The following is a 23,001-nucleotide window of genomic DNA, read 5'->3' as shown; positions in this document are numbered from 1 at the left end:
TTGCCTGTTGCCACGCTGTCATCAGACGGCGGCGGCACCGGATACGATCTCGGAGATTTCCTGAGTGATCGCTGCCTGGCGGGCCTTGTTGTAGACCAGCTGAAGGTCGTCGATCAGGTCGCCGGCGTTATCGGTCGCACTCTTCATTGCGATCATTCGCGCTGCCTGTTCGCAGGCGATGTTCTCGACCACGGCCTGGTAGACCTGGGCCTCGACATAGCGCTTGAGCAGCTTGTCGAGCAACGAGACGGCATCCGGCTCATACAGGTAGTCCCATGTAGTGGGACCGGTTTCTTCGTCATTCAGATCAGCTTCGAGAGGAAGCAGCTGACGCACGACCGGCTTCTGCGTCATGGTGTTGACGAACTCGTTGAACACCACGTACAGACGGTCGAGGCTGCCCTCGTCGAATGCGTCCAGCATGGCCTTGACGCTACCGATCAGATCCTGGGCACCCGGGGAATCCCCGAGACCGGACTTGGCGGCAAGCAGGTTGCCACCGTAGTTGCGGAAGAAGGTACCGGCCTTGGAGCCGAGGGCACAGAAGTCCACCTCGACACCCTGGTCGCGCCAGCTCTTCGCATGCTTGGTGACAGCCTTGAACAGATTGGCGTTCAGGCCACCACACAGGCCGCGATCACTGGAGACCACGATATAACCGACACGCTTCACATCGCGTTCCATCAGATACGGATGGCGATATTCCGGGTTGGCCCGGGCGATGTGTCCTACAACCTTGCGGATCTGATGAGCATAAGGCTGGCTGGCCGCCATGCGATCCTGCGCTTTACGCATCTTGGACGCAGCCACCATTTCCATGGCGCTGGTGATCTTTTGCGTATTTTTGATGCTCCCGATCTGGGAGCGAATCTCTTTTGCAGCTGCCATAGCGATCTGCCTTATTCATGCCACCCGAAGGGAAACGACAGGGCCCGGACTGGCCGGGCCATGCCACTTACCAGCTTTGAGTCGCCTTGAACTTCTCGACGCCAGCCTTGAGACCATTCTTGATCTCGTCATCGTAGCCGCCGGACTGATTGATCTTGTCCAGAAGATCCGCGTGCTCGGAGCGCATGAAGTCCAGCAGCGCCTTCTCGAAGCCCAGCACCTTGGCGACGTCGACGTCATCCAGGTAGCCTTCGTTGGCCGCGAACAGCGAGATCGCCATGTCGGCCACGGACATCGGAGAGTACTGCTTCTGCTTCATCAGCTCGGTGACACGCTGACCATGCTCGAGCTGCTTGCGGGTCGCTTCGTCCAGATCAGAGGCGAACTGGGAGAAAGCTGCCAGCTCACGGTACTGAGCCAGTGCCAGACGCACACCACCACCCAACTTCTTGATGATCTTGGTCTGAGCAGCACCACCGACACGGGAAACAGACAGACCCGCGTTGATGGACGGACGGATGCCGGAGTTGAACAGGCTGGTCTCGAGGAAGATCTGACCGTCGGTGATGGAGATCACGTTGGTCGGAACGAACGCAGACACGTCGCCACCCTGGGTCTCGATGATCGGCAGCGCAGTCAGGGAGCCGGTCTTGCCTTTCACTTCACCCTTGGTGAACTGCTCGACATAATCGGCGTTGACGCGTGCGGAACGCTCAAGCAGACGGGAGTGGAGATAGAAGACGTCACCCGGGTAGGCTTCACGGCCCGGCGGACGCTTGAGCAGCAGGGAGATCTGACGATACGCCCATGCCTGCTTGGTCAGATCGTCATAGACGATCATCGCGTCTTCACCGCGGTCGCGGAAGTACTCACCCATGGTGCAACCGGCGTACGGTGCCAGGAACAGCATGGCAGCCGGATCGGAAGCGCCAGCAGCGACGATGATGGTGTGTTCCATCGCGCCGTGCTCTTCGAGCTTGCGCACGACGTTGGCAATGGTGGACTGCTTCTGGCCGACGGCGACGTAGACGCAGGTAATGCCCTTGCCCTTCTGATTGATGATGGCATCAATCGCGATGGCGGACTTACCAATCTGACGGTCACCGATGATCAGCTCGCGCTGACCACGGCCGATCGGCACCATGGCATCGATGGACTTCAGACCTGTCTGCACCGGCTGGTCGACCGGCTCACGGGCGATGACGCCCGGAGCGACCTTCTCAACCGCGTCAGTCAGCTTGGCGTCGATCGGGCCTTTGCCGTCAATCGGGTTACCCAGCGCGTCGACCACACGGCCGACCATTTCCGGGCCTACCGGCACTTCGAGGATACGACCGGTGCACTGCGCGGTCATGCCCTCTTCGAGCTGGAGGTAGTCACCCAGAACGACAGCACCGACGCTGTCGCGCTCAAGGTTAAGCGCCATACCAAAGACGCCACCCGGGAATTCAATCATCTCACCGAACATGACGTCTGCGAGGCCGTGGATCTGCACGATGCCGTCGGAGACGCTGACGATGGTGCCCTGATTACGGGCTTCGGATGCGACGTCAAGCTTTTCGATACGCTGCTTGATGATGTCGCTGATCTCGGAAGGATTCAGTTGCTGCATGCCATGTCCCTCGGACTCAGGAGTTCAGTGCTTCGGAAAGCCGGGCCAGCTTGCCGCGCACGGAGCCGTCAATGACGGTATCTCCGGCACGGATGATGACGCCGCCGAGCAGCGTACTATCCACCTGAGTGGTAATGGAGATGTCGCGGTTCAGACGCTTGCGCAGGGCAGTGGCGAGCTTTTCTTCCTGCTCACTCTCCAGTGCAAAGGCAGACACCAGGGTCACCTCGACACGCTGTTCCTGCTCGGCCTTCTGGGCCTCGAACAATTCGGCCACGGAGGGCAGGGCCGCAAGGCGGTCCTGCTCACCGAGAGTCCGGATGAAGTTGCGGGCGCTGTCATCCAGCGCCTCACCGCACACGTCCAGGAAGGTGCCAACCTTGTGCTCGGTGGAGAGCTTGGGGTTGTCGAGCACCGCCTTGACGTTTGCGTCGACAGCGACGAGCGCCGCTGTCGACAACATGCCGGACCAAGCCTCTAGCGCCTGCTGGCCGCGTGCAAACTCGAACGCCGCCTTGGCGTACGGGCGAGCCGCGGTGGAGGTAGACGTTTCAGCCATGGAATCAGTCTCCTCAGAGCTCGGCAGCGAGCTTGTCAATCAGCTCGCGGTGCTTGGCTTCGTCGATGGAGGATTCCAGGATGCGCTCGGCGCCGACCACTGCAAGAGCAGCGACCTGACCACGGAGCTCGTCCTTGGCCTGGTTGATCTCCTGGGAGATTTCGGCACGGGCCTGCGCAACGAGACGCTCGCCTTCCGCACGTGCAGTTTCACGTGCTTCCTCGATCATCTGGTTGGAGCGCTTATGGGTCTGCTCAATGATGCGTGCTGCTTCATCCTTGCTTTCCCGCAGAGTCTCGGTGGCTTTTTCCTGCGCCAGTTCGAGGTCACGGGTAGCACGGCTGGCAGCATCCAGACCATCTGCAATCTTCTTCTGACGTTCTGCCAGAGCCTGTGTGACCGGCGGCCAGACATACTTCATGCAGAAATAAACGAAGACCGCAAAGGCGATGGCCTGACCAATCAGGGTTAAGTTCAGATTCACGCCAGCACCTCTCGCTTCACGATTGTTGGGTCAAAAACACGGTAGGCCGGAGGCCAGCCGATGTTTAACCGACAAACGGGTTGGCGAAGGTGAAGAACAGCGCGATACCAACACCGATCATGGTCACGGCATCCAGCAGACCAGCGACGATGAACATCTTGACCTGCAGCTGCGGGATCATTTCCGGCTGACGCGCTGCGCCTTCCAGGAACTTGCCACCGAGGATACCGAAACCGATGGCGGTGCCCAGGGCGCCCAGGCCGATCAGCAGGGAGACGGCGATAGCGGTCATGCCAAGAACTTGTGCTTCCATTGTGGAACTCCAGTTTTAGTCAAGTTTAAGTCAAGGGTTGAGGGTGTGAGCAGAGCTCGGAAATCTTGCCCCACGCCACGAATGGCGTGGGGCGAATTACATCAGTGGTCTTCGCTGGCCATGCTCAGGTAGACGATGGTCAGCATCATGAAGATGAATGCCTGCAGGGTGATGACCAGGATATGGAAGACCGCCCACGGGAAGTGCAGGGGCAGCTGCCAGATACCGACCAGCGAGATCAGGATGAAGATCAGCTCGCCTGCATACATGTTACCGAACAGACGCAGCGCCAGAGAGATCGGCTTGGCGATCAGCGTCACGAACTCAAGCAGGAAGTTGACCGGAATCAGCGCGATCTGTGCCAGCTTGTTCGGGGTGTTGAACGGGTGCAGCGTCAGTTCGGCCAGGAAGCCCTTGAGGCCCTTGACGCGAATGGAATAGAAGATGATCAGCGCGAACACGGACAGTGACATGCCCAGCGTGGCATTGATGTCAGTGGACGGCACCACCTTGAAGAACACGTGAGCCGGATCGGCGCCGAACATCTCACCGACCTTGGCAGCAACGCCAGGCAGCCAGTCGACGGGGATCAAGTCCATCAGGTTCATCAGGAAGATCCAGCAGAAGATCGTCAGTGACAGCGGTGCGATCAGGCGTGAACGACCGTGGAAGGTCTCACGCACGGACTGATCGACGAACTCGACCATCAATTCGACGAAGTTCTGCAGACCGCTGGGAACGCCAGTGGTGGCGGACTTGGCGACCTTGCGGAACAGGCACAGGAAGATCAGGCCCAGACCGATGGACCAGCCCATGGTATCCAGGTGGATGGCCCAGAATCCCATGTCGGCCGCTTCCTGAGCGCTGTGCGCCAGTGACCATCCGTGTTCCGGGTGGTTGCCGTACGTCAGATTCTGCAGGTGGTGCTGAATATATTCGGAGGGACTCGGGTTGGTGCCTGCCATGACTCTGCCTCAGGTTCGTGTGTACGGTGTTCGCTTCACCAGCCAGGGGCCCAGCCAGTGAACCGCCATTGCCGCCACGTAAGCGCAAAAAAATAAAGCGGGGTTTGAGGGCGGCACTGCAATGAAGAAGAACGCAAACAATACGGCCGTCAAACCGAACTTACCGGCCTCGGCCTGATAGAAGGCCTTGACCATTGCCTGGGCGTAACGTGCACCGGTCACACGCAGTGAACGCCAGGCGAAAAACAGATTGGGCAGCAGGCAGACCAGCCCACCACACAGCGCGGAAAGCGCCGCACCACTGCCTTTCATCACTCCCGCCAGCAAGACGGCAATCACGATGACCAGCGCCTGGCCCCAGAGCAATCGAGCCACCTGAGGGCGTTGTAGAGCAGCGGGTGTCGTCTTGTGCATCTTGGACCTGTGTCTCGCAATGATGGCCTTCGCCATTTCTGGCGCTGCGCTGGACACAGCCCGGGAGCAAACTCGCCGGATTATAGGGGAGCGCTTCACCGCCATCAACCAAACGACAAGCTAAATTCCTTGATCTTTCGCAAGCTTACGACCAAAGCCTCACTATCTTGCGGGAAACCGATGACAGTTTGCTTACGTTGACAGTCGCTTGCGGTGCGAGCGACACAGGGTTGCATGAATCACAACCTGACGTCAGCAACATCCTTCAATATCTTGAATGTCAGATGCATTTCGCGCCCCTGCGACAATGAGTCACAGGGGCGCGAAAGAGGATCGTGATTCGTCACGCGGAAAATTGCCGTCAGGGGAGGTGTGACGCGTGGTCAGTCCTCCCCTGCTCGCCCACTAGTGGATATGGCCAAGAATGCCGTCCAGTTCATCCAGACTGGTGTAGGAGATGGTGACCTTGCCCTTGCCGCTCTTGCCGTGACGGATATTGACGGCAGCGCCCAGTTGTTCCGAGAGGCGCGTTTCCAGGCGCTGGATGTCGGCGTCCGGTCGCGCCGGTGCCGGCTTGGGCTGCTCACCCTTCTGCACGCTTTTCACCAGCGCTTCGGTCTGGCGCACGGTCAGCTCGCGCTCGACCACTTCATGGGCCAGCTTGCGCTGGCGTGCCGGGGTCAGGCCGATCAGGGCACGCGCGTGCCCCATGTCGAGCTCACCGCGCTCCAGCAGGGTCTGCACTTCCTGTTCCAGCGTCAGCAGTCGCAGCAGGTTGGTGACCTGGGCGCGTGAACGCCCGACGGCGTCGCCCACCTGCTGCTGGGTCAGCTCGAATTCCTCGAGCAGGCGCTTGAGCGCCAGGGCTTCCTCGACCGGATTGAGATTCTCGCGCTGGATATTCTCGATCAATGCCAGCGCAAGCGCGATCTCATCGCTGATGCCTTCGCGGACGACGGCGGGGATGGTATCCAGCTCCGCCAGCTGCGAGGCACGCCAGCGGCGCTCGCCGGCGATGATCTCGTAGCGCCCCTCCCCCACCGGCCGCACCACGATGGGCTGCATCACGCCCTGAGCCCGGATGGAATCCGCCAGCTCCTCGAGCGCTTCCGGCTGAATGTCACGCCGTGGCTGATACTTGCCACGCTGCAGCTGCCCGAGCGGCAGGCGCTCGAGACGCTCGCTGGGCAATTCCGCCGTGGCAGCGGCCGGATTCGCGGCCAGCGCGGCATCCGGTGACGCATCGATGGCGTCGCCATCGACAGCTTCTATATCGGCTTCGACATGGCGGCGGCGGTTTCCGGCGCCAATCAGGGCATCCAGGCCCCTTCCCAGGGCACGCTTACGCGTCATGGACCTTCCTCGGTGAAGTTACAGCGAGAGACGACGAATCAATTCCTTGGCGAGCACCCGATAGGCCTGGCTGCCACGCGACAGACGCGCATACTTGGTCACCGGCAGGCCGTGGCTCGGCGCTTCCGCCACCCGCACGTTGCGCGGAATGGTCGCCTTGATCAGGGTATCGCCAAAGTAATCGGAAAGTTGCTTGCTGACATCGCGGGTCAGACTGTTGCGAGCGTCGTACATGGTACGCACGATCCCGAACACGTCGAGGGCCGGATTCACGTTGCCTTGAATCTGCTCGACGGTATCGAGCAGCGCTGACAGACCTTCCAGCGCATAGAACTCGCACTGCAGCGGGATCAGCACGCCATGGGCGGCGGTCAGGGCATTGACGGTCAACATGTTGAGCGAGGGCGGGCAGTCGATCAGTACCACGTCATATTCCGCGGCGATCGGCGCCAGAGCTTCCGTGAGGCGGCGCTCACGCCCCTCGACACCGAGAAGATCGACCTCGGCGGCGGTAAGGTCGCCATTGCCGGGCAACAGGGCGTAGCCGGCATCGGGACAATCGAGAATCACGTCACTGGCACGCAGCTCACCCAGCAGCACATCCAGCACGCTGCCTTCGAGGTCGTGCTTGTCGATGCCGCTGCCCATGGTGGCATGGCCCTGCGGGTCGAGATCGATCAGCAGAACGCGGCGATCGAGTGCCGCCAGCGACGCCGCCAGATTGACGGCAGTGGTGGTCTTGCCGACGCCACCCTTCTGGTTGGTCAGCGCGATGATCTTGGTCACGAGCGACTTCCTTGGTTCCTTGAGAAGCGGGGCCATTGGCACCAGCCACATGCTCACGAGGACAGATCAATGATCTGCCCTCGTGAAAACATCAGGCTGCCTGCCTTTTGCGCCCGGCACAATCCCTGCGCACGCCTTGAGGCGCTTTATCAGTCGCGCTTGAGGCGCAGAAGGTGACGCTCCCCTTCCTCGCCCGGCACTTCCAGCACCAATGTCTCGACCAGCGAGACACCCATCGGCAGGCGGGCAATCTCATCACTGGGGATGCGCCCTTTCATGGCCAGCCATTCGCCGCCCTCGGCGAGCACGGCCGCCGACAGATTGACGAAGGCATCGGTATCGGCGAAGGCACGCGAGATGATCTGTTCGAACGGCGCGCCATCATAGGCTTCGATACGGACCTGGGTCGGGCTCAGATTCTTGAGGCCCAGCTCATGGCCGGCCTGAATCTGGAAGCGCACCTTCTTGCCATTCGAATCCAGCGGCACGACGGCGATGTCGGGACGCATGATCGCGATCACGATGCTGGGCAGGCCCGGGCCGGCGCCGACATCCAGAAGACGTGGCCCACTGATATAAGGCAGCACACTGAGGCTGTCGAGCAGATGGCGAGTCACCATCGCCTCCGGCTCACGTACCGCGGTGAGGTTATAGGCGCGATTCCACTTGTGCAACAGCACCAGCAACGTCATCAGCTGGGCGTGCTGTTCCTCGCTCAGCGCCACTCCCATGGCGCTGGCACCACGACTGAGCAGCTGAGCGCAACGTTCACGCTGTGTCTCGTTGAGCGTCTGGCTCATTGCGCGGCTCCCGTGTCAGCCGTTGCGGCATCTGCGGGTGTCTCCGCCTTGATCAGCTGACGCTTCTTCAAGTGAATCAACAGGATAGAGACAGCTGCCGGGGTGACACCGGAAATGCGACCGGCCTGGGCCAGCGTCGCCGGGCGCGCTTCGTTGAGCTTCTGCTTGATCTCGTTGGAGAGACCATCGACGGAATCATAGTCGAGGCTGGTCGGCAGTTCGGTGTGCTCGTGACGGCGCAGGCGGTCGATCTCTTCCTGCTGACGCTGGATATAGCCTGCGTACTTGGCAGTGATCTGTACCTGTTCGGCGATGCGCCAGTCGTCGACCCCTTCCCCTTTCAGGCCTGCCACATCCGGATACTCGAGCTCCGGACGCTTGAGCAGCTCCATCAGGCTGGCTTCGCGCTTGAGCGGCGAGCTGAGCTTGTCGCTCAACGGGGCCAGCTCCGGGCTCTTCGGCGTCAGCCAGGTGCTCTCGAGACGCGCGGTCTCGCGGGCGATGGCTTCACGCTTGCGATCGAAGGCTTCCCAGCGGGCGTCATCGATCAGGCCCAGCTCGCGCCCCTTGGCGGTCAGGCGTAGATCGGCATTGTCCTCACGCAGCAGCAGGCGATATTCGGCACGCGAGGTGAACATGCGGTACGGCTCGCGCGTGCCAAGGGTGATCAGGTCATCGACCATCACACCGGTGTAGGCCTCATCACGCAGCGGATGCCAGGACTCGTCGTCAGTGGCGCGCAAGGCGGCATTGACACCCGCCAGCAGCCCCTGGGCACCGGCTTCTTCATAGCCGGTGGTGCCATTGATCTGACCGGCGAAGTAGAGGTTCTTGATGAAACGCGTCTCCAGGGAGTGATGCAGGTCCTGGGGATTGAAGAAATCGTACTCGATGGCGTAGCCGGGACGCGTGATGTGCGCGTTCTCCATGCCACGGATCGAGCGCACCACCTCGAGCTGCGTATCGAAGGGCAGCGAGGTGGAGATGCCGTTGGGATACAGCTCATGGGTATTCAGGCCTTCCGGCTCGATGAAGACCTGGTGGCTGTTCTTGTCGGCGAAGCGATGCACCTTGTCCTCGATGGACGGGCAGTAACGCGGCCCGACGCCATCGATGACGCCGGAGTACATCGGCGAACGGTCGAGATTGGCGAAGATGATCTCGTGAGTGCGCTCGTTGGTGTGCGTGATGTAGCAGTTGACCTGCTCCGGCTGCATCTCACGGCTGCCCATGTAGGACATCACCGGACGCGGCGTGTCGCCCGGCTGGGCTTCCATCTTGCTGAAGTCGACGCTCTTGGCATCGATGCGCGGCGGGGTGCCGGTCTTGAGGCGATCGACCCGGAACGGCAGTTCACGCAGACGCGATGCCAGGCCATTGGCGGGCGGATCACCGGCACGGCCACCGGCATGGTTGTCCAGGCCGATGTGGATCACGCCGCCGAGGAAGGTCCCGGTCGCCAGCACCACCGTGGTGGCGTGGAAGCGGATCCCGGTCTGGGTGACGACACCCCGCACGGTCTCGCCTTCGACGATCAGGTCTTCCGCACCCTGCTGGAACAGCGTCAGGTTCGGCTGGTTTTCCAGCACGTTGCGGATCGCGGCCTTGTACAGCGCCCGGTCAGCCTGTGCACGAGTGGCACGCACTGCCGGCCCCTTGCGGGCATTCAGGGTACGGAACTGGATACCCGCCATGTCGGTGGCCAAGCCCATGGCACCGCCCAGCGCATCGATCTCCTTGACCAGATGGCTCTTGCCGATCCCGCCGATGGCGGGATTGCAGGACATCTGGCCCAGCGTCTCGATGTTATGGGTCAGCAGCAGGGTCTGACGGCCCATGCGGGCAGCAGCCAGTGCGGCTTCCGTACCGGCATGACCGCCGCCGATGACGATCACGTCAAAGCGGTTCGGGTAATCCACGTTGGCACCTCGGGGTATCACGAAACTTGGGTGAAGCGCTGTTCGCTGGTTGGCGAAGCAGGCAAATCGGCCAGACAGGGCGATGAATCGATGCCTGGATGAATCAAGAACTGCCAGACGGCATGGCGAATGATGTCCGTCGCCGAAGGCATGTGCTCGACCGGTGAGGGAGCTTGCAAGCCAGCAGGATGACGTCCGGGCCGCACAGTATAAACCGCCTGTGGGTAAGCGTCAGGAGTTTTCCACAGCGCCTTGCCCTGGCAGCCCATGAGCGAATGCCCGGGTTGTTTCTTCTGGGGCATCAATCCACGCCGCGGCGATTCACGAGTCTTGCGGATACGACGCGTCGATTTTCCGGCGAGGGATGCGCTACCCAGACAGCCGTTCGTTATCCCGAACACTTCGGGTTCGGCGAGTTCACGTCAGGTCGATCGTGAGGTCTCGGTCCGTCCTTCGGGTTTCCGGATAACAAGATTATATAAAGAAAAGAAAAAGGGGTTCTGTTGATGTTGTAACTACTGTTGTGGACAAAATCAGTGGGAAATCGACTTTATCTGTTACAAATCAAAAGCTTACGATGTTGATATAGTTGGGGAGAAAATGCGGAGTACCTGAGGACGCCACCGGTCGCTTCCTGTGGATGAAATGCGCCCTTGTCCACAGCCCCGATTATCCCCTGATTCATACCGAGCTGGTACCCGACTTTTCTGCCCTGCTGTGCACAAGTGGCGTTGTTACCCACAACCCCTAGTGCTGCATGGCCTGACGGCAAGAAGGCCGCGGATAATGCCGGAAAATGTCCACAGAGGCAAATGTCGATTTCCTGCGCTGCCCAAGGCTGTAGACAGTCATGGGATAAGTGGTGCGTGAATGGCTACAGCCCTCGCCAATGGTGCCAATGACGCGACGCGACCCAGCCTGTGGATACTTTTTCGCTTGTTTTGCCCATGTCGGCCGCTGAGATTGCCTGAACGCTGTCCCGGCGGCTGACGGTGCACGTTATCCTCGTGTGGTTTTCCGGCTAGGCCCCTGATTTATCCCTGTTTTTCACACGCTCAAACGACGCCTAAGTGAGGACTGCCAGGCGGGGAAAGCGTCATTTGTTCGAGCGCCAAGGCGTGTTTGCGTGACCTGGCAAGGGGGTGGCCGGGGCCAAAAAAATTCGTTTTTTTCTTCTCAAAATGCCGACAGATGGCGTGGAGGGAGAAGATTTTTCATCGTTTGGCGATCCGCAGGGCTCGCAAGCCTCTCTGGGGACAAAAAAATGCCCCAACCTGACGGTCGGGGCATGCCCGCTGCACGCATGGCAGCGGGTGGGGACATCACGTGCTCAACGCTTGTCTGACCAGTGGCTCAGTGAGCCTTGTGGAAGACGCTCAGTGGGACAGTACGCGGGCCAGGAAGCTCTGGGTACGTGGATGTTGCGGTGTATCGAAGACCTCTTCTGGCGTGCCTTCCTCGACGATACTGCCCTGATGGATGAACACCACCCGGTCTGCCACTTCACGGGCAAAACTCATTTCATGGGTGACGATCATCATCGTCATGCCTTCGCGAGCCAACTTGCGCATGACATCGAGTACCTCGCCGATCATTTCCGGGTCCAGTGCCGAGGTGGGCTCATCGAACAGCATCAGGCGCGGTTCCATCGCCAGTGAGCGGGCAATGGCCACGCGTTGCTGCTGGCCGCCGGAGAGTTGCCCCGGGTACTTGTCGGCCTGCTCGAGGATATTGACCCGCTCGAGCAGCGTATCGGCTTGCTGCTCGGCCGCCGGTCGTGAGGTGCCGCGCACCTTGATGGGGGCCAGGCTGACGTTGTCACGCACGCTCATGTGCGGGAAGAGGTTGAACTGCTGGAAGACCATGCCGACTTCGGTGCGTATCGCCTTGAGCGCCCGGTGGCTCTTGCCGTGGGGGATCAGCGAATGTCCATCCACCTCGATGTTGCCGTCCTGAAACTCCTCCAGGCCGTTCACGCAGCGAATCAGTGTCGACTTGCCGGAGCCACTGGCCCCGATGATCACCACCACCTCCCCCTGGGCGACCTCGAGCTCGATGTCCTTGAGGACATGCAGGCTGCCGAAATGCTTGTTGAGCTTGTGCATCTTCACGATGGCAGTCATGGGGCGCTCCGAACCGGCGCTGCATGCCGGAAGGTCGTCAGAGAAATGAGATCAGGCAGAAGGAGAGATGGCGCGGCTATATCCGTCACGTTTGGGGGGCAGAGAGACATCATTGGCCCACCAACCCGCGGCGCTCGAGCATCCGCAAGCCAAATGACAGGCTGAGGGTGATCACCAGATACAGCAGCGCGACCATGAAGTAGGTTTCCAGCGCATTGAAGGTCGTGGCGATGTAGATCTGCCCCTGACGCACCAGCTCACCGACGCCGATCACCGAGAACAGCGAGGTGTCCTTGATCGAGACGATGCCCTGGTTGCCAAGCGCAGGGATCATGCGGCGTAGCGCCTGGGGCCAGATGACATAGCGGAAGGTCTGCGGGGTGGAAAGGCCGAGTGACAGCCCGGCTTCCCGCTGGCCACGGGCGATGGACTGCACGCCACCGCGCACGATTTCCGAGATATAGGCCGCCGAGTTCAAGGCGATCGCGGCGATGCCGGCGGTCAGGGCATCGATGGGGCCACCGATGATCTGCGGCAGGCCATAGAAGATGAAGAGCACCTGGACGAGTACCGGGGTGCCACGGAAGATCTCGATATAGGCGGTGGCGACCCAGCGCAGGAGGCGGCTGGGAGACAGGCTCAGCAGTCCGAACAGGATGCCGAGCACGAAGCCGATGGCGAGGCCACCGAAGGAAATGGCGAGGGTCCAGGGAATGCCCTCGAGCAGGTAGGGCACCGAATTGAGTGCGGCCTGCCAATCAAACTGGAACTGAACGTCCACGGGGGGCTCCTTGGCACGAACCTCTCATGCATCGCTGGGTGAGCCGGAGGTTCGAGACGACCGACATTCCGGCAGGCTGTCGCTGCCGAAATGTCGTGATGATGATCTGCACTACGCGACGTGAGGCGTCTGAGGCGAGTCGAAAGCGGTTTACTGGCTGTCGCTGGGCATGGCGCCGAACCACTTCTGGTAGATCTCGGCATAGCTGCCATCGGACTTCATCTCGGCCAGCGCCTTGTTGGCGGCCTCGGTCCACTCGCTGCCTTCGGTGAAGGCGATGCCGTATTGCTGGCCTTCATAGAGCGGCCCCACCGTCTTGACGCGTCCATTGCCCTTGGTCTTGGCGAAGTAGCCGACGTTGGGGGCATCGTAGAAGACGGCATCGACGCTGCCGGACATCAGGGCCATGTACATGTCGGCACTGCCCGGGTAAGGCGTGATGGTGGAGTCACCAAGGTTGGCGGTGAGGTAGTCGTAACTGGTGGAGCCGATCTTGGTGCCGATCTTCTTGCCTTCCAGGCCCTCGATATCCTCGATGTCGCCGTTGTTGGCCGAGGTCAGAATCTGCAGGCCGGAGTCATAGTAGGGGTCGGTGAAGTCGACGATCTTCTCGCGCGCCTCGGTGATGGTGATGCCGGCGATGGCGACATCGACGCTACCGGTCTGCACGGCGGGGATGATGCCATTGAAGTCCATGGTCTTGAGGTCGATATCGAAGCCGGCGCGCTCGCCGATGGCATTGAGGATGTCGATATCGAAGCCGACCATCTCGCCGCTTTCCTGGTCGAGCATCTCGAAGGGCACGAAGCTCGGGTCGGTTGCCGCCTTGAGGGTGACGGCATGGGCAGCGCTGGCCATGAAGGTGGCGGCCGCGAGGCCAGAGAGGGAGGCCAGCAGGTGAGATCTGCGCATTTTACATTCCTCTTTATATTTAGATTTTAGGATGTATAGCGTTTTTAGATTGACGAGCACACCGGACCCCGTCAAGTCTCCCGGCGCTGCCATGCGGCGAAGGGAAGCTTGCAAGCCACTGAGATGACGAAAAAAAATCGCCCCCTACCGGTTCCCGGTAGGGGGCGATCAGGCGTCAGCAAGACGCCAATGTCGTGCGCGGGCGTGTCAGGCCCGCGTTCAGGCCCTCACTGGTCAGACCATGAAGGAAGACCCGCAGCCACAGGTGCTGGTGGCATTGGGGTTCTGGATCATGAAGCGGGCGCCCGCCAGACCTTCCTCATAGTCGATCGTCGAGCCGACCAGATACTGGTAGGACAGCGGGTCGATCACGATGGCGGCTTCGCCCAGCTCGACCACGGTGTCGTCATCGGCCAGATCGGTGGCGATATCGAAACCGTACTGGAAGCCGGAACAGCCGCCGCCAGTGACGTAGACCCTGAGACGCAGCTCCGGGTTGGCTTCTTCCGCGCGCAGCGCTGCAATCCGGGCACTGGCGCGCTCGGACAGGTACAACGGCGTCGGGATGAAGCTTTGTGCTTCGCTCATGCGGGCCTCCTGGAAGGAGTCGGAGGCCGGACGCTGAAGACAGCGCCCGGCACGGTATAGAGAACGGAATGACGCCTATTATCCCTATATCCGAGCAAAAGGGTCAACTTTGTCTGACGTGCTGCCTTGCGGGCGTACGCTGGCGGTTCAGGGCATCATCGCCGGCGCACCGATGCCCATCATCTCATCGAGACCGAACATCAGGTTGAGGTTCTGGATGGCCTGACCTGACGCGCCCTTGACCAGGTTGTCGATCACCGACAGCACCACCAGGGTGTCGCCGTTGCCCGGACGATGCAGGGCGATGCGGCACAGGTTGGTGCCCCGCACGCTGCGCGTCTCCGGATGGCTGCCCAGCGGCATGACATCGACGGCGGGGTGATCGGCGTAACGCTGCTCGAACAGCGCCTGCAGATCTTCCAGCGTGCCGCTGAAGCCGCTCAGACGCGGATAGAGGGTGGAGTGGATGCCGCGGATCATCGGCGTCAGGTGCGGGACGAAGGTCAGGCCGACCGCGCTGCCGGCTGCCAGGTCCAGCCCCTGGGTGATTTCCGGCAGGTGGCGATGGCCGGAGGCGCCGTAGGCTTTCATGGACTCGCCGGCTTCACACAGCAGTGAGCCGACCTTGGCACCGCGACCCGCGCCGGAGACGGCGGACTTGCAGTCGGCGATGATGTTGTCGGTCTCGATCAGGCCGGCTTCCAGCAGCGGGATCAGGCCCAGCTGCACGGAGGTCGGGTAGCAGCCCGGCACCGCGATCAGGCGCGCTTCGCGGATGGCATCGCGATTGACTTCCGGCAGACCGTAGACGGCTTCGTCGAGCAGCTCCGGCGCACCATGCGGCTGGCCATACCACTCGGCCCAGACGTCGGCGTCCTTGATGCGGAAGTCCGCGGACAGGTCGATGACACGCGTGCCGCGTGCCAGCAGATCGCCGGCCAGGGCGTGAGCGACACCGTGAGGCGTGGCGAAGAACACGGCGTCACAGGCGGCCAGCACCTCGGCATCCGGCTCGCTGAACGCGAGGGTGTCGTAGTGGCCGCGCAGATTGGGGTACATCTCGTCGACACGCATGCCCTTCTCGCTTCGCGAGGTGATCACGGTCACTTCCACCTGCGGGTGGCTGGCCAGGAGCCTGAGGAGTTCCACTCCGGTGTAACCGGTGCCGCCGACGATACCTACCTTGATCATGCTGCCTCCCCGCCTTCGGGCGGTGTCCTGTTGATGCGAGATGTAATCTTGTGTCCGATCTGCTGCTGCGACCTTTGGTGGCCTGTGCGCGAGACAGGCGTTGCGCCATGCTGTGCCGAGGTTGTCGGATTGCGCACGGTCGCGACGGTTCGCAATCGATATGATACACAGGTGTCAGGCGGGCAGTAATGCGCTGCCGACATGGATGTCCTCTGTCATTGCCAGTGCCTTCAAGGAGTCGTGAGTGTCACGCCTGACGCGTCCGCATCTGCCTCGTCCCAGTCTCGACAATTTTCGGCGCAAGCTGGCGGCGGTCGATGCACTCCCGCAACTGTGTCTGCTGGGGCTGGTGGCAGGGCTGCTGACCGGCTCATTGATGGTCGGCTTCCGTCTGCTGTTGAGCGCCGGTGCCCTGGGCTTCATGCCCGATGACAACCCGGAGAACTTCGAAGGGCTTGCCCCCTGGGTGCGCGCATCGCTGCCGCTGCTGGCAGTGCTGGTGATCGGCATCGTGCTGGGGCGACAGCATCCGGCGCAGCGCAAGCTGGGCATCGGTCATGTCATCGAACGCCTGACCTACCATCAGGGCAAGATGCCGCTGCGTGCCTGGCTCAATCAGGTCGTGGTCGGGGTCGTGAGCGTGCTCGGCGGCCTGTCGGCCGGGCGTGAGGGCCCGGCGATCCACCTGGGCGCCGGCGCCTCGAGCTGGATCGGCGAGCGCCTCAAACTGCCCAACAACAGTCTGCGCGTGCTGGTCGCCTGTGGCACGGCGGCGGGCATCTCCGCCTCCTTCAATACGCCGATCGCGGGGGTCATCTTCGCCATGGAAGTGGTGATGATGGAGTACACCCTGATGGGCTTCATGCCGGTGATTCTGGCCTCGACCACCGGCGCGGTGGTCACGCAGATGGTCTACGGCTCGGCACCGGCCTTCGCGGTGCCGTCTCTGCTGCTGCATTCCCTGCTCGATCTGCCCTGGGTCATCGTCACTGCACTGGTCATCGGCCTGCTGGCGGGGGGCTTCGTGCATCTGGCGCGCCAGCAGGCGCGCGTGGTGCACCTGTCATGGGGGGTGCGCATGGCGCTGGTCGGGGTCTCGACGGCCGTCGTGGCGTGGTGGTATCCCCAGGTGCAAGGCATCGGCTATGACAGCCTGGCCCAGTTGCTCGACGGCCAGCTGGCGCTGGATATCCTGTTGGCGCTGGTAATCGGCAAGCTGGTGCTGTCGGCCCTGTGCGTGGCCTGTGGCGTGCCGATCGGCATCATCGGCCCGGTGGTGGTGGCGGGTGCCGCTGCCGGGGCATTGATGGGTATGCTGGGCGGCTGGCTGTTGCCGGACCAGGCCTCGGACATCGCGCTTTACGCCCTGCTCGGCATGGCGGCGATGATGGGCGCGGTGCTTCAGGCGCCACTGGCTGCCCTGATGGCACTGCTCGAATTGACGCATTCGCCGAATATCATCCTGCCCGGCATGCTGGCGGTGGTGGTGGCAGGCCTGACCTGTCGCCAGCTGTGCCACTGCCAGGGTTTCTTCATCTCGACGCTGACGGCGCAGGGCCTGCATCCGCTCCAGCAGCCATTGATGCAGGCGCTGTCGCGGGTGGCGGTGCCGGCGGTGATGGAGCGCTCGCTGGTCAGCGTGCCGCGCCGCATCACGCGTGAACGCGCTCGCGCCCTGCTCGACAGCAAGCCGGTCTGGCTGGTGGTCACGCGCTCGACGCCGGAAAAGCCGATGGTCGCGCTGCCGGCGGCGGATCTGGTGCGTGTGCTGATGGATGAGCACTGGCGGGAGCAGGAGGAGCTCGACCTGCTCGAGATCCCCGCTCAGCGTCTGGATCTCGCGCCCATCCACCTGCAGGCTACCTTGTCCGAGGCCTATGAGCGGCTGCTGCCCAGCGATGTCGATGCCCTCTATGTCGAGCACACCACGGCACCGATGATTCGCAAGATTTCAGGTATCATCACGCGGGATGCAATAGAGAGCTACTATCGCTATACGCCCTGACGCGTGGCGTGGCAGCTGTCTCCTCGGCGCGAATTCGCTCTGCGTGCGCCTGGCCGCGACTGCATACCGCATGGGCCTTGGCGGTGCCACATGCCATCGTGGCGATCCGATTGCTTCATCCGCGCGTCCACTTTTTGACCTTCCCGACCCTGACTGACGGAGCTCCCTCATGTATCTGTGGATCAAGGCTTTCCATCTGATTGCCGTAGTGTGCTGGTTTGCTGCCCTCTTCTATCTGCCGCGCCTGTACGTCTATCACGCCCAGGCGCGTGATGCCGGCGACCACAATGCCATCGAGTACTTCAAGACCATGGAGCGCAAGCTCTATCGCGGCATCATGATGCCATCGATGATCGCGACCCTGGTGCTGGGGATCTGGCTGCTGGCGCTGGTGCCGAGCTTCATGAGCATGGGCTGGATGCACCTCAAGCTGACCATGGTCGTGCTGCTGGTCGGCTATCACCATGCCTGTGGCCTGTATCTGAAGCAGTTCGCCGCCGATACCTGCAAGAGAACCTCGCGCTACTTCCGCTTCTTCAATGAAGTGCCGGTGCTGATGCTGGTGGTGATCGTCATCTGCGTCATCGTCAAACCGTTCTGAGGGTTGGTTCAGCCATGACCGAGTGCTCAGCGCAATTGCCCTACGTACTGGTATTGGCGGGGCATGATCCCAGTGGCGGCGCGGGTCTGATCGCCGACAGCGAGGCGATCCGTGCCGGTGGCGGCTGGGCGCTGACGGTGCCGACGGCACTGACGGTGCAGAACTCCTGCAATGTGCAGGCGGTGATCCCGCAATCGGGCGAGTCGATGCTCGCCATGGCCCGCACCCTGTGTGAGGACTTCCGCCCGGGCGCGCTCAAGATCGGTCTGCTCGCCAGCGAAGCGGCGCTCACAGCGTGCGTGACGCTGATCGAGGAACTCCGGCAGCGCTGGCCGGGGTTACCCGTGGTATGGGACCCGGTGCTCAAGGCGGGCGGCGGGCTGGAGCTTTCCACCGAGTCGCTGATCCATCAGGCGCGTGAGAGCTTGCTGCCGCATGTGGATGTGCTCACGCCCAACCGCGCGGAGCTTGCGCGGTTGGCGGCCTGTCCCACGGGGACGGGCGACGGCCGACTCGCCGAGCATCTGCTGGCGGCAGGTGCCGGGGCCGTGCTGGTCACCGGTACTGATCCTGTCGAGCGCGATACTGATTCGCTGGCTGAGCCGTCGGTGATCCATCGTCTGTATCGCCGTGACCACGCCACGCTCGCACTGGACTGCCCGCGACTGACTGGCAGCTTCCATGGCAGCGGCTGCACGCTGGCCTCGCACCTGGCGGTGCGTCTGGCGCGCGGCATGGCGTTGCCATCGGCATGGCAGGCTGCCCAGCAGGCCACCTGGCAGAGTCTCGTCGATGGCCAGCAGCGTGGGCGAAAAGGCGCGCTGCCTGAGGCCCAGTTTCTGCCCTGGCGATAGCGCTATTGCCCCTTTCGATGCCGGCACCCCTTGCGCTCGCGCGGCTGCAACTCACCCGTGAGTCGCGTTAAGCTGTCGCCATCGATGGCATTCGGGTTATCCACACCCCCTTGCCGCCCCGAGGCTATCGGGCCGTTTCATCGCCTGTGGACAAGCTGCATTCACGTTATCCACAGCGTCTTTGTGTCTGATCCCCCTTTTCTCCATTTTCGCGGCCGATGGCCGCTCGCCGCTTATCAAGAGGTATGTCATGACCACGTCCGCTGCCCAGTTCGAACGCGCCAGCCGTCATATTCCCGGTGGCGTCAACTCGCCGGTCCGCGCCTTCAAGGGACTGCATCGTCCGCCGGTGTTCATCGACCATGCCAAGGGCGCGTATCTGTTCGATGTGGAGAACACGCGCTATATCGATTACGTCGGTTCCTGGGGGCCGATGATCACCGGCCACGCCGATGAAGATGTGCTCAGCGCCGTGCGCGAGCGTCTCGAGAGTGGTCTGTCCTTCGGTGCGCCCACCGAGATCGAGTCCGAGATGGCCGAGCTGATCTGCGAGATGCTGCCGAGCCTCGACATGGTGCGCATGACCAACTCTGGCACCGAAGCCACCATGTCGGCGATCCGCCTGGCGCGGGGTTTCACCGGTCGCGACAAGATCGTCAAGTTCGAGGGCAACTATCACGGTCACTCCGACTCGCTGCTGGTCAAGGCCGGCTCCGGCGCGCTGACCCATGGCGAGCCCAGCTCCCCGGGCGTGCCGGCCTCGCTGGCCGAGCACACCATCACGCTGGACTACAACGACGCCGAGGGCGTGCGCCGTTGCTTCGCCGAGCTGGGTGACGAGATCGCCTGCATCATCGTCGAGCCGGTCGCCGGCAACATGAACTGCATTCCGCCGGTTCCGGGTTTCCTCGAAAGCCTGCGTGAAGTGTGCGATGCCCACGGCAGCGTGCTGATCCTCGATGAGGTGATGACGGGCTTCCGTGTTGCCCTGGGTGGCGCTCAGGCGCATTACGGCATCACGCCGGACCTGACCTGCCTGGGCAAGATCGTCGGCGGCGGCATGCCGGTGGGTGCCTTCGGCGGCAAGCGCGAGATCATGCACCACCTCTCGCCGCTGGGGCCGGTCTACCAGGCCGGGACGCTGGCAGGCAATCCGCTGGCGATGGCCGCTGGTGTCGCGCTGCTGCGCAAGCTCAAGGCGCCCGGCTTCCACGCCGAGCTTTCACGCAAGGTCGAGATGCTGTGTGAAGGTCTGGAAAGCCGAGCCAAGGCGGCAGGCATCCGTCTGATCACCCAGCATGCCGGTGGCATGTTCGGTGTCTTCTTCACCGATGACGCAGAGGTCAGCAATTTCGCCTCCGCCACGCGCTGCCGTCAGCAGGATTTCGTGACCTTCTTCAACGCGATGCTCGCCGAAGGCGTCTATCTGGCGCCGTCCGCCTATGAAGCCGGCTTCATGTCCGCGGCGCACACCGATGCTGATATCCAGGCCACGCTGGATGCGGCCGAGCGGGTCTTTGCGCAGATGTCCGCATCGAACTGAGTGCGACGGCAGACAGTACCTGAGTCCGCGGGTTGGCCAACGCAGACAGGAACCCGCTCGGCAGGCTGCCGGGCGGGCTGCCATCCGGTACACTTGTCGCCAACGATAGCGATTGCGCTAATGACCTTATAGCCAGCTTGCCTTAGCGGAGACGACCTTGAGCCAGGCCTTGATTCGAGCCCTTCACACAGCCGATTGCTTCGATCACCCCGTGAAGGATATCGAAGTGCACGAGACGCATATCTCGTGGATCGTGCTGACCGGCGACTACGCCTACAAGATCAAGAAGCCGCTGGATTTCGGCAGCTTCCTGGATTTCTCGACCCTTGAGCGCCGCAAGCTCCTGTGTGAACAGGAAGTGCGCCTCAACCGCCGTCTGGCACCGACGCTGTACCTGGATACCGTGGCGATCTCGGGCACGCCCGAAGCTCCGCGCATCGGAGACGACAGTGCTGTCTTCGAGTACGCGGTCAAGATGCGCCAGTTCTCCAATCGCCATCTGTTCAGTGCCCTGCAGGCCAGTGGCGAGCTGTCGCTGGAATTGCTGGACGATCTGGTCGACCAGCTGGTGGCCTTCCACGAGCAGGCCGAGCGCATCCAGGGCGATAGCGAGCTGGGTAGCCCGCAGATGGTCAGTCGTACCATCGACAACGAGTTCGAGCTGATTCGTCCGCGCCTCGGTGATGATGCCGAGGCCATCAAGCGACTCGCGCTGCTCAAGCAGTGGACCGAAGAGACCTTCCAGCGCCTCAATCCCGAGTTCGAGCGTCGCTGGCAGGAAGGCTTCGTGCGTGAGACCCATGGCGATATCCACCTGGGTAACGCCGTGCGCCATGAAGGCCGTGCCCTGCTGTTTGACGGCATCGAGTTCAATGAAGAATTGCGCTGGAATGATGTCGGTTGTGACCTGGCCTTCCTGGTGATGGATCTCGAAGCGCGTGATGAGCAGGCCTTTGCCCATCATGCGCTCAACCGTTATCTCGAGCTCTCCGGCGATTACTCGCTGGTGCGTCTGCTGCCGTACTACAAGATCTATCGCGCCCTGATCCGGGCCAAGGTGGCGATGATTCGCTATCACCAGCCGGACCTGTGTGAAGCGGATCGCGCCGATGTGCTGGCCGAGTACGAGCGCTATATCGGGCTGGCGGAGCGCTATAGCGAGATCCGCTTCCCTTACATGATCATCGGCGTGGGTGTCTCCGGCAGCGGCAAGAGTCGCTTCACCGAAGAGATGGTGCGCGAGCTGGGCGGTGTACGCATTCGCAGCGATGTGGAGCGCAAGCGCCTGTATGGCTTTGCGGCGGATGCCGATACCGAGTCCGGGCTCAATGGCGGCATCTATACCCCCCAGGCCACCCATGCGACCTACGAGCGACTCTCGAATCTGTCAGCCACGCTGCTGGAATCGGGCATCCCCGTCTGCATCGATGCCACCTGCCTGAAGAAGGTGCAGCGTGATCGCCTGCGTCATGAGGCAGAAGCCCGTGGCCTGCCGGTGCTGATGATCAGCTTCGAGGCCGATGACGAGACGCTGCGCAAGCGCATCATCAAGCGTAGTCAGCGCAGTGGCGAGGCTTCCGAAGCGGGTCTGGAAGTGCTCGACAAGCAATTGGCCAATCGAGAGCCATTTGCGCCAGAAGAGCATGGTCAGTTGGTCCATATTGACACCACAGCGCCCAACGCCAACGTCACCTTGGCACGCCTGATTCGTGAGCAGCTCAGGCTGCATTGAGACGAGCGATCGTTGTCATGGGGCATGGCGGAATGACCGCCATGCCCTTTTTTGTATTGCATAGTGCGCTCCCGAGTGAGCCTTGGCTTTCGTTGGGAAGCTGTGCATCTGGAAAGGAAATATCATGCGCCAACAATGGGTAAATACCGCCGCCGCTGCCATCAGTCTGGCACTGCTCGCGGGCTGCTCCAGCCAGCCGACAACCGCTGATCTCATGCGCGGTCAGGCTGAGGAAGCCAAGGCCGTCGCCAAGGTGCGTGATCAGCTGGCCGATAATTGGGAGAGCGGCAAGTCTCTGGTGGCCGCGGGTGAGAAGCAGATCGTCAGTGGTGAGAATCTGGTCAATGATGGCGAATCCAATATCGCCAAGGGTCAGGCACTGATCGACAAGGGCAATGGTCAGATCAAGAAGGGCAAGGCGCGGATCACCAGCGGTAACAAGCAGGTCAGCAAGGGCCGCCAGATGGTGGATGAAAGCCTTGAGAGTTATCGCAAGTCCTTCCCGGAGAATGTCGTGACACCGCCAAAGAAGTAACTTGCCGCTGCGATAGACGTTTCGCAGCTGGTACTGGAAGGCC

At 61.9% G+C, this 23,001-nt stretch carries 23 protein-coding genes; 6 read left to right on the top strand and 17 right to left on the bottom strand.

From position 1 onward, the window contains the following. Positions 1–21: 21 nt before the first annotated feature. The 17 genes from atpG to argC all read right to left on the bottom strand — a co-directional run bounded on the left by atpG (position 22) and on the right by argC (position 15,688). Positions 22–888, bottom strand: coding sequence for a F0F1 ATP synthase subunit gamma (gene atpG, locus ACJJV2_RS17355; RefSeq protein ID WP_107335781.1), 867 nt, complete (start codon positions 886–888; stop codon positions 22–24). A gap of 67 nt (positions 889–955) precedes the next feature. Next, positions 956–2,500, bottom strand: coding sequence for a F0F1 ATP synthase subunit alpha (gene atpA / locus ACJJV2_RS17350; protein WP_043331712.1), 1,545 nt, complete (start codon positions 2,498–2,500; stop codon positions 956–958). A 16-nt stretch (positions 2,501–2,516) separates the two neighbouring features. Continuing rightward, positions 2,517–3,059: a F0F1 ATP synthase subunit delta gene (locus tag ACJJV2_RS17345; protein WP_043331710.1), complete on the bottom strand. Its 543-nt coding sequence runs from the start codon at positions 3,057–3,059 to the stop codon at positions 2,517–2,519. 13 nt (positions 3,060–3,072) lie between these two features. Next, entirely contained in the window at positions 3,073–3,543 is a 471-nt protein-coding gene (locus ACJJV2_RS17340) for a F0F1 ATP synthase subunit B (RefSeq protein ID WP_043331708.1), read from the bottom strand. 64 nt (positions 3,544–3,607) lie between these two features. Beyond that, positions 3,608–3,856, bottom strand: a complete 249-nt coding sequence (gene atpE, locus ACJJV2_RS17335) for a F0F1 ATP synthase subunit C (RefSeq protein WP_011508579.1) — start codon at positions 3,854–3,856, stop codon at positions 3,608–3,610. Positions 3,857–3,957: 101 nt separating this feature from the next. After that, positions 3,958–4,821, bottom strand: a complete 864-nt coding sequence (atpB, locus tag ACJJV2_RS17330; RefSeq protein WP_043331706.1) for a F0F1 ATP synthase subunit A — start codon at positions 4,819–4,821, stop codon at positions 3,958–3,960. Positions 4,822–4,830: 9 nt separating this feature from the next. Continuing rightward, the gene (locus tag ACJJV2_RS17325) at positions 4,831–5,235 is read right to left on the bottom strand and encodes an ATP synthase subunit I (protein ID WP_043331819.1); all 405 of its coding nucleotides are present in this window, start codon (positions 5,233–5,235) and stop codon (positions 4,831–4,833) included. Positions 5,236–5,640: 405 nt separating this feature from the next. Next, on the bottom strand, positions 5,641–6,588 hold the full coding sequence (locus tag ACJJV2_RS17320) for a ParB/RepB/Spo0J family partition protein (protein ID WP_043331703.1): 948 nt from the start codon (positions 6,586–6,588) through the stop codon (positions 5,641–5,643). 18 nt (positions 6,589–6,606) lie between these two features. After that, positions 6,607–7,374, bottom strand: coding sequence for a ParA family protein (locus tag ACJJV2_RS17315; protein ID WP_043331702.1), 768 nt, complete (start codon positions 7,372–7,374; stop codon positions 6,607–6,609). A gap of 149 nt (positions 7,375–7,523) precedes the next feature. Beyond that, on the bottom strand, positions 7,524–8,174 hold the full coding sequence (gene rsmG, locus ACJJV2_RS17310) for a 16S rRNA (guanine(527)-N(7))-methyltransferase RsmG (protein ID WP_043331700.1): 651 nt from the start codon (positions 8,172–8,174) through the stop codon (positions 7,524–7,526). Next, positions 8,171–10,093 (bottom strand): tRNA uridine-5-carboxymethylaminomethyl(34) synthesis enzyme MnmG, encoded by a 1,923-nt coding sequence (gene mnmG, locus ACJJV2_RS17305; protein WP_405282356.1) that lies wholly within the window; start codon positions 10,091–10,093, stop codon positions 8,171–8,173. The genes rsmG and mnmG overlap by 4 nt, the downstream gene beginning before the upstream one ends. A 17-nt stretch (positions 10,094–10,110) precedes the next feature. After that, a complete protein-coding gene (locus tag ACJJV2_RS17300; RefSeq protein ID WP_216061099.1) occupies positions 10,111–10,395 on the bottom strand; it encodes a hypothetical protein in 285 nt (94 codons plus the stop codon). A gap of 1,074 nt (positions 10,396–11,469) precedes the next feature. Continuing rightward, entirely contained in the window at positions 11,470–12,216 is a 747-nt protein-coding gene (locus ACJJV2_RS17295; protein ID WP_348472496.1) for an amino acid ABC transporter ATP-binding protein, read from the bottom strand. A gap of 109 nt (positions 12,217–12,325) precedes the next feature. Continuing rightward, the gene (locus ACJJV2_RS17290) at positions 12,326–12,997 is read right to left on the bottom strand and encodes an amino acid ABC transporter permease (RefSeq protein ID WP_107335776.1); all 672 of its coding nucleotides are present in this window, start codon (positions 12,995–12,997) and stop codon (positions 12,326–12,328) included. Positions 12,998–13,147: 150 nt separating this feature from the next. Continuing rightward, positions 13,148–13,909, bottom strand: a complete 762-nt coding sequence (locus ACJJV2_RS17285; protein WP_405282355.1) for a transporter substrate-binding domain-containing protein — start codon at positions 13,907–13,909, stop codon at positions 13,148–13,150. A gap of 234 nt (positions 13,910–14,143) precedes the next feature. After that, positions 14,144–14,497, bottom strand: a complete 354-nt coding sequence (gene erpA, locus ACJJV2_RS17280; RefSeq protein ID WP_043331693.1) for an iron-sulfur cluster insertion protein ErpA — start codon at positions 14,495–14,497, stop codon at positions 14,144–14,146. A 147-nt stretch (positions 14,498–14,644) separates the two neighbouring features. Next, a complete protein-coding gene (gene argC / locus ACJJV2_RS17275) occupies positions 14,645–15,688 on the bottom strand; it encodes an N-acetyl-gamma-glutamyl-phosphate reductase (RefSeq protein ID WP_405282354.1) in 1,044 nt (347 codons plus the stop codon). A gap of 253 nt (positions 15,689–15,941) precedes the next feature. Here argC and ACJJV2_RS17270 point away from each other — a divergent pair, with 253 nt between their 5' ends. From ACJJV2_RS17270 to ACJJV2_RS17245, 6 genes are all read left to right on the top strand, one after another. After that, positions 15,942–17,693 carry a chloride channel protein gene (locus ACJJV2_RS17270; RefSeq protein ID WP_405282455.1) on the top strand — a complete coding sequence of 584 codons (1,752 nt, stop codon included), beginning with the start codon at positions 15,942–15,944 and terminating at the stop codon, positions 17,691–17,693. Between the two features lie 169 nt (positions 17,694–17,862). Next, positions 17,863–18,294 carry a protoporphyrinogen oxidase HemJ gene (hemJ, locus tag ACJJV2_RS17265; RefSeq protein ID WP_405282353.1) on the top strand — a complete coding sequence of 144 codons (432 nt, stop codon included), beginning with the start codon at positions 17,863–17,865 and terminating at the stop codon, positions 18,292–18,294. A 14-nt stretch (positions 18,295–18,308) separates the two neighbouring features. Continuing rightward, on the top strand, positions 18,309–19,148 hold the full coding sequence (locus ACJJV2_RS17260; protein WP_405282352.1) for a hydroxymethylpyrimidine/phosphomethylpyrimidine kinase: 840 nt from the start codon (positions 18,309–18,311) through the stop codon (positions 19,146–19,148). Positions 19,149–19,398: 250 nt separating this feature from the next. Beyond that, positions 19,399–20,691, top strand: a complete 1,293-nt coding sequence (hemL, locus tag ACJJV2_RS17255) for a glutamate-1-semialdehyde 2,1-aminomutase (RefSeq protein WP_043331681.1) — start codon at positions 19,399–19,401, stop codon at positions 20,689–20,691. A 211-nt stretch (positions 20,692–20,902) separates the two neighbouring features. Further along, positions 20,903–22,423 carry a bifunctional aminoglycoside phosphotransferase/ATP-binding protein gene (locus ACJJV2_RS17250; protein ID WP_225347450.1) on the top strand — a complete coding sequence of 507 codons (1,521 nt, stop codon included), beginning with the start codon at positions 20,903–20,905 and terminating at the stop codon, positions 22,421–22,423. Positions 22,424–22,547: 124 nt separating this feature from the next. Continuing rightward, on the top strand, positions 22,548–22,958 hold the full coding sequence (locus tag ACJJV2_RS17245; protein WP_279838882.1) for a hypothetical protein: 411 nt from the start codon (positions 22,548–22,550) through the stop codon (positions 22,956–22,958). The last annotated feature ends 43 nt before the right edge of the window (positions 22,959–23,001 follow it).

Origin of the sequence: Cobetia sp. Ld8 (assembly GCF_045066615.1) — a bacterium.
GTDB classification, from domain to species: Bacteria; Pseudomonadota; Gammaproteobacteria; order Pseudomonadales; family Halomonadaceae; genus Cobetia; species Cobetia amphilecti.
Note: the sequence above shows the minus strand (reverse complement) of the source record. Positions and strands in the feature narration are given on the sequence as shown.